The organism is Streptomyces sp. 3214.6 (assembly GCF_900129855.1).
Taxonomy (GTDB): domain Bacteria; phylum Actinomycetota; class Actinomycetes; order Streptomycetales; family Streptomycetaceae; genus Streptomyces; species Streptomyces soliscabiei.
Genome location: NZ_LT670819.1, coordinates 1394434 through 1406647, shown reverse-complemented (window position 1 = coordinate 1406647; position 12214 = coordinate 1394434). Strand labels below are relative to the sequence as shown.

The following is a 12214-nucleotide window of genomic DNA, read 5'->3' as shown; positions in this document are numbered from 1 at the left end:
GAGGCCAGGCTGACGGCCGGCCCGCCCGTCAGGCGGCCATCATGACCAGCATCGCGGACATCGTGCTGCCCATGCCGATGTGGGCCAGCAGCGCTGCACCGGGTGAGGTGCCCGGCGCCCGCCGACGGCGTCGGCCGCCCGTAGCCGCGTGGGAACGGTGCTTTTCGCTCCTCAGCCGGGTCCTGTCCCACACGGAGATGGCCAGCGACGCGATGAACACGACCACCGCGTCGGGCAGGGCCAGAACGTGGTGCATCCAGCGGGATCGGCCACCGCGGCGGCCTGCTGCCGCGGTGGACCGGTCGGCGCCGCGGAAGCGCGTCCACAGGGACGCGGCGATCGAGAGTGCGAAGTACACGGCGAGTCCGACCAGGACCAGACGCCAGACCGAGGCGGAGCCGGAGGACGCTGCTGCCTGGGTGCCGGCGGAGGCCATGTCGTGACCGGCCATCCCCGAATGGCCGTGACCTGACATTCCCGTCATGGAATGGCCCATCCCCGCCATTCCGGCCGCGTCCGTCGCTTCCGGGGAACCTTCCGTGCTCGCTGCTCCGTGACCGTGACCGTGCCCGGACGTGCCCAGGGCGAGAACGGGCCCGGAGGCGCTGCCGGGCATGGCAAGCGTCATGATCACCATGGCGGCACTGCCGATGATGTGGTGTGCCCAGTGCCGGCCGTGACGCCAGCCAAGTCGCCGTGTGTGATGTACGGACAGCACGATTCCGCCGAGACCGACGGCGGCGAACGCCGTCACCCACAAGATTCCGTGATCCCCGAAGGACGCCGAGGTGGCGGGCAGGAACATGGCGGCCATTCCCCCGGCCATGACCAGGTCGCCTCCCGCGGCGAACCGGACCTCTCTGCTGTCGGCCGCCGCCAGCCGCGCCAGGCCCACCATCGCGACGAGCACGGAGACCGCCACCAGAGACCAAGTCAGGGCCGGACTTCCCATTGCTGCCCTCCACATCGGGGTGACCACTCTGATGCCCTGAGTACGTGGTGGAAGGTGCGGGTGTTCAGGGACGGGAGTGCGGCAGGGCCCTCATGTGGCCGAGGGCCTCACGAATCCACCCCTCATCCGTCCTTTACCCCCCCGGGGTATAGTGATCGGGCAATCCTCTCGACGGAAGCCCCGGTGAAGTGATGGCGGTACAGGCAGCCCTCGTCTCGCGGACTCGCGCCCCTCGTGGCGTCGCCCGCTGGGCGTGGGCTGCTGTCATCGCCCTGGTCGCCGCGCTGGCCGTACTGATTCACCACGAGGCGATGGCCACGCCCATGGCCCCGTCACCGTCGTCCGCCGCGCATGTGATGCCCGGGGGCATGGTGATGGCGGGCGATCCCGCACCGCCGGCCATGGAGCTGTCTGGGCACGCGCACGGAGCCGCGGCCGCGGAGTCGGCGGCGGCCGCACTGGCCGGACCCGCTGCGTACGGCACCGCGAGCGCGGCATGTGCCGGCATGGGCATGCAGCACTGCGCGCCGGTGAGCGTCGACGAGGTCACCCTCGTGCCACCGGCAAACTCAACGGTGTCAGGGGATCTCAACGCGTACGGCGCAGTCGTCCCTGGTGCGGTGCCTGCCGCCGCGGTGAGCCGCGCGCCGCCGGATCTGTCCGTTCTCTCTCAGCTGCGCATCTAGGCCGTGCCCAACGGCCTCCTCGCCGTTTTCTCATGCCGAGGAGCCGACTGCGCACGTGTCGCCCATGCGTACAGAGAGATTGAGGACAACCCACATGAACAGCATCGATCGCCGCTCCGCCCTGCTGGCCGGCCTCGGCGTCGCGGGCGCGGGCGCGCTCGCCGCCTGCAGCAGCGGCTCCGACAGTACGCCTTCCCTTGTGAGTCCCTCCGGCTCGGCGGTCGCCGCAGCCGAGAAGAAGCGCCCCAGCACCGGCACGGTGCGCAACGTGACCCTGACCGCCGCGTCCGCCATGCTCGACCTGGGCGGTGGTGTCACGGCCAGGAGCTGGGCCTTCAGCGGCCGGGCCCCGGGCGAGGAGATCCGGCTGTCGGTCGGCGACACGCTGGCCGCCGAACTCTCCAACCAGCTGCCGGACCGGACCGCCACGTCCGTCCACTGGCACGGCCTCGCCCTGCGCAGCGACATGGACGGCGTGCCCCCGACCACCCAGAAGGCGGTGCGGGCGGGCTCCAACTTCACCTACCGGTTCCGCACCGACGCCCCCGGCACCTACTTCTTCCACCCTCATGTCGGTGTCCAGCTCGACCGGGGCCTGTACGCGCCCCTGATCGTCGAGGACCCGAAGGAGCCGCTGTCGTACGACGACGAGTGGGTCGTCGTCCTGGACGACTGGATCGACGGTGTCACCGGCACCCCCGACGAAGTCCTCGCCGAGCTGAGGCAGGGCATGGGCGGCATGGACATGGGCGACGGCTCCGGCAGTGGCCACGGTGGCCACGACATGGGGGACATGGGAGACATGGAGGGGATGGACATGGGCGACGGTTCCGCTTCCCCGTCCGCCTCGTCCTCGCCCGGCGGGATGTCCATGAAGTTCATGCTGATGGGCGCCGAGAGCGAGCTCCTCGGCGGCGACGCCGGCGACGTGAAGCACCCGTACCATCTGGTCAACGGGCGCGTCCCCGCGGACCCGGACGTCTACCGGGGCGGGCCCGGCAAGCGCGTACGGCTGCGGATCATCAACGCGGGCGGCGACACGGCGTACCGGGTGGCACTCGGCGGCCACAAGCTGACGATCACCCACACCGACGGCTTCCCTGTCGAGCACCAGCAGGTCGATGCGCTGCTGATCGGCATGGGTGAGCGCTACGACGTCCTGGTCACCCTCGGCGAGGGCGTCTTCCCGCTCGTCGCCCTGGCGGAGGGCAAGAACGCCGGCGGCATGGCCCTGGTCCGCACCGGATCCGGCAGCGCGCCGCGGGCGTCCGTCCGGCCGAAGGAACTCGACGGCAGCATCCTGACCGCCTCCCAGCTGAGGGCGGCGGACGACGTCCGGCTCGCGTCGAAGAACGCGGACCGGGTGCACCGCATCGAGCTGACCGGCGGCATGGACAAGTACAACTGGGCCATCAACGGCAAGGCGTTCGACATGGACGACCCGGCCGCGAACCCCCTCCTCGTCGAGGAGGGCCAGCGGGTACGGCTGGACTTCGTCAACACGACGCAGATGTGGCACCCGATGCACCTGCACGGCCACACGTACCAGCTCGCCGGCGGCGGCCCGCGCAAGGACACCGCGATCGTGCTGCCGAAGAAGACGCTGTCGGTGGAGTTCGACGCGGACAACCCCGGCCAGTGGATGCTGCACTGCCACAACGCGTATCACGGCGAGGTCGGGATGATGGCGCTGGTGGCTTACCAGGCTTGATCGCCGGCCCTCTCGCGTGCCGACCGGTGGACTGTCGGCCGGCACGCGAGGGTGAGCGTGGTGGGGAGGGCGGTTGGGGTGGATCCCCGCGTTTCCCCGTTGTCTGCCGGCGGCAATGGGCAGGGCGAGGGCGTTGTAGCCGAGGAAGGTCAGCCGAACTGGCCGGGCTGGTAGTCGCCGGCCGGCTGCTTGACGATGACGTTCACGCGGTTGTAGGCGTTGATGAGGGCGATGAGGGAGACCAGCGCGGCGAGCAGCTGGTCCTCGCCGAAGTGCTTGGCGGCGTTCTCCCACGTCTCGTCCGGCACCCCACCGGCGGCGTCGGGGATACGCGTGCCCTGCTCCGTCAACTCCAGGGCGGCGCGCTCGGCATCGGTGAACACCTTCGCCTCCCGCCAGGCCGCGACCAGATGGAGGCTTCAGCACCTTCCCCGCGAGAGGGTGGGCGAAGAAGTTGAGACGCGATTCCACGGTGATCTGCTTGCTGTGTGGTGGATACGCCACCACTGACCGGGGTGACCGACGATGGGTGACACCGGACGAGTCGGGCGGCTGCGAACGCGCCCCAGTCCATCAGCCCATCAGATGCCCCGCACCACTGCGGCACGCCGGACCCCGCAGTGGCGCGGCTCGGTGGACGGTGCCCGCCTTCGCCGGGCGTACCGGTGCATCGCTTCTCTGCCGACAACCCTAAATCCCTTGCGTTGAAGCGCACTTCAAGTTGAAGACTCCCCTTCGAGCCGGAGAGGACGGACCGACTTCGGCCGTACGGGAGGGATCCACCATGAGGTACCGCACCATTGGCGCAGACCCGGCCACCCGCCGCGAGGTCAGCGTGCTCGCGCTCGGGGCGATGCTGTTCGGGTCGGTGACGGACGAGGAGACGTCCTTCGCGATTCTCGACCGGTATGTCGAGGCCGGCGGGAACTTCGTCGACACGTCCGACAACTACGCCTTCTGGGTGGACGGCGGCCAGGGCGGCCAGAGCGAGGAACTGCTCGGCCGGTGGCGGCGCAGCCGGGGCGTCCAAGACGAGATCGTCGTCGCGACCAAGCTCGGCGCCCGCCCCCTCGCCCCCGGCACCAGCTACACCGACAACCGGGAGGGCCTCTCGGCGAAGGTGATCCGCGAGTCCGCCGAACGCAGCCGGCAGCGGCTCGGCGTCGAGAAGCTGGACCTGCTCTACGCCCACATCGACGACCACACCGTCCCGCAGCGTGAGACCGTCGAGGCGTTCGGGGAGCTCGTCGCCGAGGGCACGGTCGGTCTGCTCGGAGTGAGCAACCAGGCCATGTGGCGCGTGGAGCGGGCCCGCGCGCTCGCCGCCGCGGCCGGACTGCCCGGCTACGAGGTGCTCCAGTACCAGCACAGTCACCTGCGTCCGCGCACCGACATCCCCGACGATCTCTTTCCGGACGGCAGCCTCGGACACGCGGGCCCGGAACTCCTCGGCTATCTGCGGGCGGAGCCCGGCCTGACCCTCGTCGCGTACTCGCCGCTGCTCAAGGGCGCCTACGCCCGCCAGGACCGGCTCCCGGCGGACTACGACCACCCGGGCACCCCGAGCCGGCTCGCCGTGCTGCGCGAGGTGGCCAAGGAGACCGGCGCGAGCGTCAGCCAGGTCGTGCTGGCCTGGCAGTCGGGCGGCGCGCTGCCGATCGTCTCGCTGGCCGGAGCGTCGTCGGTGGCGCAGCTGGAGGAGAACCTGGCCGCCCTCGACCTGGAACTGACCGAGGACCAGCGCACCCGGCTGGACGCGGCGCACTGACGAGCGGACGGCGACCGGGAGGCCGACCCGGGAGTGACCGGGACAGTGACCGGAGAGTAACCAGGGAGGCTAGGCTGGGATCATGCCGTCCCCTCGCCGCACCGCCAGACAGGCCGACCTGCTGGAACGTCTCGTCGCGCTGCTGACGGCGGAGGGCTTCTCCGACCTCACGCTGGACGACCTCGCCGAGCGGCTGCGCTGCTCCAAGACGACCCTGTACCAGCTCGCCCGCAGCAAGCAGGGGCTGGTCGTGGAGGCGGTCAAGCACTACTTCCGCGGGGCGACCGAGGCCGTCGAGAAGCGGGTGGCGCAGACCGTCGACCCCTCGGACCGGGTCCGTGTGTACCTGACGGCCGTGGCCGAACAGCTGCGCCCGCTCTCGCGCCGGTTTCTCGACGACGTGGCGGACTTCCCGCCGGCCCGCGAGGTGTACGAGGCCAACACCAGGATGGCCGCGGAGCGGGTGCGCCGGCTGATCGCGGAGGGCGTCTCGGACGGCGCCTTCCGCGAGGTGCACACCGCTTTCGTCGGCGAGGTCGCCGCCGCGACCATGCGGCAGATCCAGCAGGGTGAGCTCAAGGCGCGCACCGGGCTGTCCGACGCGGAGGCGTACGAACAGCTCGCCTCACTGATCGTGCACGCCGTTTCTTCCTGACACCTGACACCTGACACCCGGCACCTGACACCCGGCACCCGGCACCTGGACCCGGGCGGTCGTGGAGGTGTCGGCCCGCAGTGTTCTGGGGTTCTCGCGTACTGTGAATGATACGTTCGTACGCACTGCAGTATCGTTTCCCGTATCATTTCCGGTGTCGTACCCGTACACACCCGTACTCCTACGTGGAGGTCACCATGCCTGCCACTCGCGCCCTGCCGACCGAGGAAGCCGTAGAGCTCATCCAGCTCACCCGCACCCTCGCCGCCAAGGAACTCGCCCCCCGGGTCGCCGACGCGGAGGCGGACGGAGCGTTCCCCAGGGACGTCTTCCGCACCCTCGGGCGCAGCGGCCTGCTCGGTCTGCCCTTCGCCGAGGAGGACGGCGGGGCGGACCAGCCCTACGAGGTCTACCTCCAGGTGCTGGAGGAGGTCGCCGCGGTGTGGTCCAGCGTCGCCGTGGGCATCTCCGTGCACGCCCTGTCCTGCTTCCCGCTGGCCCGCTTCGGCACCGAGGAGCAGCGGCGCAGGTGGCTGCCCGACATGCTCGCGGGTGAGCTGCTCGGCGCGTACTGCCTGTCCGAGCCGCACGCCGGCTCCGACCCGGCGGCCATGCTCACCCGCGCAGTCCGCGACGGCGACGGCTACGTCCTGAACGGCACCAAGGCCTGGACCACGCACGGCGGTTACGCCGACTTCTACACCGTCATGGCCCGCACCTCGGACGACCGCGCCCACGGCATCTCCTGCTTCCTGGTCCCGGCCGACACTCCGGGACTCAGCGCCGACCCGCCGGAGCGGAAGATGGGGCTGACGGGCTCGGCGACCGCCACCATGCGCCTGGAGGACGTGCGGGTGCCCGTGGAGCGGCGGATAGGGGAGGAGGGGCAGGGCTTGAAGATCGCGCTCGCCTCCCTCGACTGCGGTCGGCTGGGCATCTCCGCCGTCGCCACCGGTCTCGCCCAGGGCGCCCTCGACCACGCGGTGCGCTACGCCCGCGAGCGGGAGACGTTCGGCAAGCCGATCATCGAGCACCAGGGTCTGGCGTTCGTGCTCGCCGACATGGGCGCCGCGATCGAGTCGGCGCGGGCCACCGCGCTGTCCGCCGCCCGGTTGAAGGACCTCGGCCTGCCCTTCACACGGGAGGCGTCGATCGCCAAACTCGTGGCCACGGACAATGCGATGAAGGTGACCACGGACGCCGTGCAGGTCCTCGGGGGGTACGGGTACACCCGTGACTTCCCCGTGGAGCGCTATATGCGCGAGGCCAAGGTCATGCAGATCTTCGAAGGAACCAACCAGATCCAGCGCATGATCATCTCCCGTGCGCTGGACCGTGACGAGGGCGGTGTGCTCACCGTCCTCGGCAAGGAGTGATGATGCAGCTCGAGAACACCGCCGCCCTCGTCACCGGCGGTGCGTCCGGCCTCGGCGCGGCCACCGCGAAGGCTCTCGCGGAGCGCGGCGCCCGGGTCTTCGCCCTCGACCTCAAGGACGGCATCGACAAGGCGCCCGAGGTGCCGGGCGTGACCTATGTGCCCGCCGACGTCACCGACCCCGAACAGGTGGGCGCGGCCGTCGCCACGGCGGCGGGGGCCGGTGTCCCGCTGCGCACCGTCGTCAACTGCGCCGGCATCGGCCCCTCCGCGCGGATCCTCGGCAAGAAGGGCGTACACGACCTCGCCCTGTACGCCAAGGTGATCCAGATCAACCTGATCGGCACGTTCAACGTGCTCGCGCTGGCCTCCGAGGCCATCGCCGCGACGGAGGCCGACGAGGACGGCCAGCGGGGCGTCATCGTCAACACCGCCTCGATCGCCGCGTACGACGGACAGATCGGCCAGGCCGCCTACTCGTCCTCCAAGGGCGGCGTCGTCGGCCTCACCCTGCCCGCCGCCCGCGACCTCGCGCAGTACGGCATCCGGGTGTGCACCATCGCCCCGGGCATCGTGGAGACGCCGATGCTGGCCACGGTGTCGGAGGAGTTCCGGGCCGGCCTCGCGGCGGGCGTGCCCTTCCCGCGGCGCCTGGCCCGGCCCGAGGAGTACGCGCGGCTCGCCCTGACGATCGTCGACCACGACTACCTCAACGGCGAGACCATCCGCATGGACGGCGCCCTGCGCATGGCGCCCCGCTAGCACTGGGTGTCTAGGGTCTGACCAGCAGTTGGAAGTCGAAGGCGTAGCGGGACGCGCGGTAGATGTGGGTGCCGTACTCGACCGGTCGGCCGGTGTCGTCGTAGGCCGTGCGCTGCATGGTGAGCAGGGCCGCCCCTTCCTTCTCCGTGAGGAGGGCGGCCTCCTCGGCGGTGGCGGAGCGGGCGCCGATGGTCTGGCGGGCGCTGTGCAGGGTGATGCCCGCGGAGCGCAGCAGCCGGTACAGGCCGGTGGCCTCCAGGCGTTCGGTGTCGAGGTCCAGGAGGGCCGGGGGCAGGTAGTTGCACAGGAACGCCACTGGCTCGCCGTGGGTGGCGCGCAGCCGCTCCAGGAGCGTGACCTCGCTGCCCTCCGCGATGCCGAGCGCGGCGGCCACGTCGGCGGTCGCCGGCACGCGTTCGTTGCGGACGACGTGCGTGGTGGGCCCCTGTCCGGCCGCCTGCAGGTCGTCGTAGAGGCTGGACAGTTCAAGCGGCCGTTTCACCTGGCTGTGCACGACCTGCGTGCCGACTCCCCGTCGCCGCACCAGCAGGCCCTTGTCGACGAGTGACTGGATGGCCTGGCGGACGGTCGGGCGGGACAGGCCGAGGCGGGTCGACAGGTCGATCTCGTTGCCCAGGAGGTTGCCGGGGGCGAGCGCGCCGTGCTCGATGGCCGCCTCCAGCTGCTGGGCGAGCTGGTAGTAGAGCGGCACCGGGCTGGCGCGGTCCAGCGCGAAGTGCAGCGCGTCGAGCGCGGAGCCGGGCACGGCATGGGAGCGGTCGCCGGTCTTCGCCATCGGGCGCCTCCTCGGGTCGGTGGGGTGGGGGAGCGGGCGGAAGCCGGATCAGCGGTGCGCGAGGAACTTTTCGAACATCTCGACTCGCGCGAGGGGTACACCCGTTCGCAGGGGGTAGAGATCGACCCCGATGCGACCCATCATGATCAGATCCAGGGGCTCGACCGGCTCGGCCATACGCGACGCTCCTCACGGTGATCGGGGGGTCTGGCGTCCCCCAGGTGTAGGTCCCAGGGGCCCGCGATGTCAAGAGTTTGTTCTTACATTCGGACCTGCTCGTGAAATGATGTCTTAACAAAGTATTGACAGTGGGCTCGTCAGGGGATTGGATCCGGTCCCAGCAGCGCACGAGCCGGGTCCGCGATTCCTGAACAGTCGCGGACCCGGCTACCTGGCCCCAATCTGAGTAGAAACGGGCCCCGGATCCTCGCGATCGTCCTCCTTTTCCCCCGTCGTTTTCCCCGTAGCACAGTGAGGTGCAGGAAAGATGGACAGCTCTTCTCCCTCCCGCTCGCGCAGAATCGCCCCGGTCGTGGCCATGGCCGCGGCGGTGGCCCTGACCCTCGCAGGCTGCTCCAGCAGCTCCGGCGGAAAGAAGTCCGAGGAGAGCGCGGACGGCGCCTCCGCGGGCAAGGCGAGCACACCGCAGATGACCGTCGCCCTGGTGACCCACCAGTCGCCCGGCGACACCTTCTGGGACATCGTCCGCAAGGGCGCCGAGGCCGCCGCGGCCAAGGACAACGTCAAGCTGGTCTACTCCGCCGACCCGAGCGCGGGCGGCCAGGCCAACCTGGTGCAGAACGGCATCGACCAGAAGGTCGACGGCATCGCCGTCACCCTCGCCAAGCCCGACGCCCTCAAGGACGTCATAGCCAAGGCGACGGCCGCGAAGATACCCGTGGTCGGTCTCAACTCCGGTGTGAGCGAGTGGAAGAAGCTCGGCCTGCTCGAGTTCTTCGGGCAGGACGAGACGGTCGCCGGCGAGGCCCTCGGCAACAAGCTGAACTCGCTCGGTTCCAAGAAGGCCGTCTGTGTCATCCAGGAGCAGGGCAACATAGGCCTCACCCAGCGCTGTGACGGTGTGAAGAAGACGTTCTCCGGTTCCATCGAGAACCTCTACGTCAACGGCACCGACATGCCGTCCGTGAAGTCGACGATCACCGCCAAGCTCAGCCAGGACAAGGCCGTCGACCACGTCATCACGCTCGGCGCCCCCATCGCGCTGACCGCCGCGCAGTCGGTGTCCGACGCCGGCAGCAAGGCGAAGATCGCCACCTTCGACCTCAACAAGGACCTGACCGGAGCCATCAGCAAGGGCACCGTCGAGCTGGCGGTGGATCAGCAGCCGTATCTGCAGGGCTACCTGGCGATCGACTCGCTGTGGCTCTACAAGAACAACGGCAACTACATGGGCGGCGGCGAGCAGCCGGTGCTGACCGGCCCGGCCTTCGTGGACAAGTCCAACGTCGACGCGGTGGCCGCGTACGCCGCGAAGGGCACCCGGTGATGAGCATGGCCCAGCATGCCGAGCCGGCGGTGAGCAAGACACCGCCGGCCCCCGGCCGCAAGGAGAGCGACGGCCGGACCTCTCAACGCCCGCTGGCTCTGCGCCTGTTGGCGCGCCCCGAGGTGGGTGTCTTCCTCGGCGCGGTCGCGGTGTACGTGTTCTTCCTGGCTTCGGCGCCGCCGGTGCGCGAGGCCAGCGCGATGGCCAACATCCTGTACCAGTCGTCGACGATCGGGATCATGGCCCTGCCGGTGGCGCTGCTGATGATCGGCGGCGAGTTCGACCTGTCGTCGGGTGTCGCGGTGATCTCCTCGGCGCTCACCGCGAGCATGCTCAGCTACCAGCTCACCATGAACGTGTGGGTCGGTGTCGTCGTCGCGCTCCTGGTCTCCCTCGCCATCGGCTTCTTCAACGGCTGGATGGTGGTGAGGACCGGACTGCCCAGCTTCCTGATCACCCTGGGCACCTTCCTGATCCTCCAGGGCGTCAACCTCGCCGTGACCAAGCTGGTCACCACCAACGTGGCCACGGACGACATCAGCGACATGGACGGCTTCGGGCAGGCGAAGAAGATCTTCGCCTCGTCGTTCGACATCGGCGGCGTCCAGGTGAAGATCACCATCTTCTACTGGCTGGTCTTCGCGGCGCTCGCCACGTGGGTGCTGCTGCGCACCAGGTACGGCAACTGGATCTTCGCGGTCGGCGGCAACAAGGAGTCGGCGCGGGCGGTCGGTGTGCCGGTGACGTTCACGAAGATCTCGCTGTTCATGCTGGTCGGTTTCGGGGCCTGGTTCGTCGGCATGCACCAGCTGTTCACGTTCAACACCGTGCAGTCCGGTGAGGGCGTCGGCCAGGAGCTGATCTACATCTCCGCGGCCGTCATCGGCGGCTGCCTGCTGACCGGTGGCGCCGGCTCGGCGATCGGCCCGGTCTTCGGCGCGTTCATGTTCGGCATGGTGCAGCAGGGCATCGTCTACGCCGGCTGGAACCCCGACTGGTTCAAGGCCTTCCTCGGCGTGATGCTCCTCGGCGCCGTCCTGATCAATCTGTGGGTCAGCCGCACGGCGACCCGGAGGTGACCGCAATGACCACCAGCAACGGAACCGGCACACACGGCGCGATCATCGCGGACACCGTCCCCGAGGACGGCGACCGCGCGCTCGTCGAGCTGCGGGGCGCCGGCAAGTCCTACGGCAACATCCGTGCCCTGCACGGCGTCGACCTGAGGGTGCACGCCGGCAAGGTGACCTGTGTCCTGGGCGACAACGGCGCCGGCAAGTCCACCCTGATCAAGATCGTCTCGGGGCTGCACCAGCACACCGAGGGCGAGTTCCTCGTCGACGGCACACCCGTGCGGTTCTCCACCCCGCGCGAGGCCCTCGACCGCGGTATCGCCACCGTCTACCAGGACCTCGCGACCGTCCCCCTGATGCCCGTGTGGCGCAACTTCTTCCTCGGCTCCGAGATGACCAAGGGCCCCTGGCCCGTGCGCCGACTCGACATCGACAAGATGAAAAAGACCGCCGACGAAGAACTGCGCAACATGGGCATCGTCCTGGACGACCTCGAACAGCCCATCGGCACCCTCTCGGGCGGCCAGCGCCAGTGCGTGGCCATCGCCCGCGCCGTCTACTTCGGCGCCCGCGTGCTCATCCTGGACGAGCCCACCGCCGCCCTCGGCGTCAAACAGTCCGGCGTGGTCCTGAAGTACATCGCCGCCGCCCGCGACCGCGGCCTCGGCGTCATCTTCATCACCCACAACCCCCACCACGCCTACATGGTCGGCGACCACTTCAGCGTCCTGCGCCTGGGCACCATGGAACTCACCGCCTCCCGCGCCCAGGTCAGCCTCGAAGAACTCACCAACCACATGGCCGGCGGCGCCGAACTCGCAGCCCTCAAACACGAGTTGTCCCAAGTCCGCGGCGTCGACGTGGAAGAGCTCCCGGAGGCCAAGGACCTCACCGCTCCCGTGGCGGGCCCGGCGGAGGGGACGTCCTGA

11 protein-coding genes and 2 pseudogenes are annotated in these 12214 nt (G+C 69.7%); 9 read left to right on the top strand and 4 right to left on the bottom strand.

All coding sequences use genetic code 11. The features are described from left to right. Positions 1 to 28: 28 nt before the first annotated feature. The gene (locus B5557_RS06275) at positions 29 to 952 is read right to left on the bottom strand and encodes a DUF5134 domain-containing protein (RefSeq protein ID WP_231976275.1); all 924 of its coding nucleotides are present in this window, start codon (positions 950 to 952) and stop codon (positions 29 to 31) included. 191 nt (positions 953 to 1143) lie between these two features. Here B5557_RS06275 and B5557_RS06270 point away from each other — a divergent pair, with 191 nt between their 5' ends. Further along, a complete protein-coding gene (locus tag B5557_RS06270; protein ID WP_159424334.1) occupies positions 1144 to 1638 on the top strand; it encodes a hypothetical protein in 495 nt (164 codons plus the stop codon). Between the two features lie 94 nt (positions 1639 to 1732). After that, on the top strand, positions 1733 to 3349 hold the full coding sequence (locus B5557_RS06265; protein WP_079658182.1) for a multicopper oxidase family protein: 1617 nt from the start codon (positions 1733 to 1735) through the stop codon (positions 3347 to 3349). 149 nt (positions 3350 to 3498) lie between these two features. Here the strand turns inward: B5557_RS06265 and B5557_RS06260 are convergent. Beyond that, positions 3499 to 3765 (bottom strand): annotated as a pseudogene (locus tag B5557_RS06260) (carboxymuconolactone decarboxylase family protein); the annotation flags it as partial. A gap of 368 nt (positions 3766 to 4133) precedes the next feature. Between B5557_RS06260 and B5557_RS06255 the strand changes: the two are divergent. The 4 genes from B5557_RS06255 to B5557_RS06240 all read left to right on the top strand — a co-directional run bounded on the left by B5557_RS06255 (position 4134) and on the right by B5557_RS06240 (position 7909). Further along, on the top strand, positions 4134 to 5117 hold the full coding sequence (locus B5557_RS06255) for an aldo/keto reductase (protein WP_079658181.1): 984 nt from the start codon (positions 4134 to 4136) through the stop codon (positions 5115 to 5117). Positions 5118 to 5199: 82 nt separating this feature from the next. Continuing rightward, positions 5200 to 5772 carry a TetR/AcrR family transcriptional regulator gene (locus B5557_RS06250; RefSeq protein WP_079658180.1) on the top strand — a complete coding sequence of 191 codons (573 nt, stop codon included), beginning with the start codon at positions 5200 to 5202 and terminating at the stop codon, positions 5770 to 5772. A gap of 197 nt (positions 5773 to 5969) precedes the next feature. Beyond that, a complete protein-coding gene (locus B5557_RS06245) occupies positions 5970 to 7148 on the top strand; it encodes an acyl-CoA dehydrogenase family protein (RefSeq protein WP_079658179.1) in 1179 nt (392 codons plus the stop codon). Positions 7149 to 7150: 2 nt separating this feature from the next. Next, positions 7151 to 7909: an SDR family NAD(P)-dependent oxidoreductase gene (locus tag B5557_RS06240; protein WP_079658178.1), complete on the top strand. Its 759-nt coding sequence runs from the start codon at positions 7151 to 7153 to the stop codon at positions 7907 to 7909. A gap of 10 nt (positions 7910 to 7919) precedes the next feature. Here B5557_RS06240 and B5557_RS06235 read toward each other — a convergent pair whose 3' ends face one another. Further along, positions 7920 to 8705, bottom strand: a complete 786-nt coding sequence (locus B5557_RS06235) for a GntR family transcriptional regulator (RefSeq protein WP_079658177.1) — start codon at positions 8703 to 8705, stop codon at positions 7920 to 7922. A 60-nt stretch (positions 8706 to 8765) separates the two neighbouring features. Further along, positions 8766 to 8882, bottom strand: a pseudogene (locus B5557_RS42640) (5-dehydro-2-deoxygluconokinase); the annotation flags it as partial. 310 nt (positions 8883 to 9192) lie between these two features. On the opposite strand from B5557_RS42640, the gene B5557_RS06230 reads away from it, so the two are divergent. The 3 genes from B5557_RS06230 to B5557_RS06220 are packed head-to-tail and all read left to right on the top strand — an operon-like array spanning position 9193 to position 12214. Then, positions 9193 to 10212, top strand: coding sequence for a sugar ABC transporter substrate-binding protein (locus B5557_RS06230; RefSeq protein ID WP_079658176.1), 1020 nt, complete (start codon positions 9193 to 9195; stop codon positions 10210 to 10212). After that, positions 10212 to 11291 carry an ABC transporter permease gene (locus tag B5557_RS06225; protein ID WP_079658175.1) on the top strand — a complete coding sequence of 360 codons (1080 nt, stop codon included), beginning with the start codon at positions 10212 to 10214 and terminating at the stop codon, positions 11289 to 11291. The genes B5557_RS06230 and B5557_RS06225 overlap by 1 nt, the downstream gene beginning before the upstream one ends. 5 nt (positions 11292 to 11296) lie before the next feature. After that, positions 11297 to 12214 (top strand): ATP-binding cassette domain-containing protein, encoded by a 918-nt coding sequence (locus tag B5557_RS06220; RefSeq protein WP_079664621.1) that lies wholly within the window; start codon positions 11297 to 11299, stop codon positions 12212 to 12214.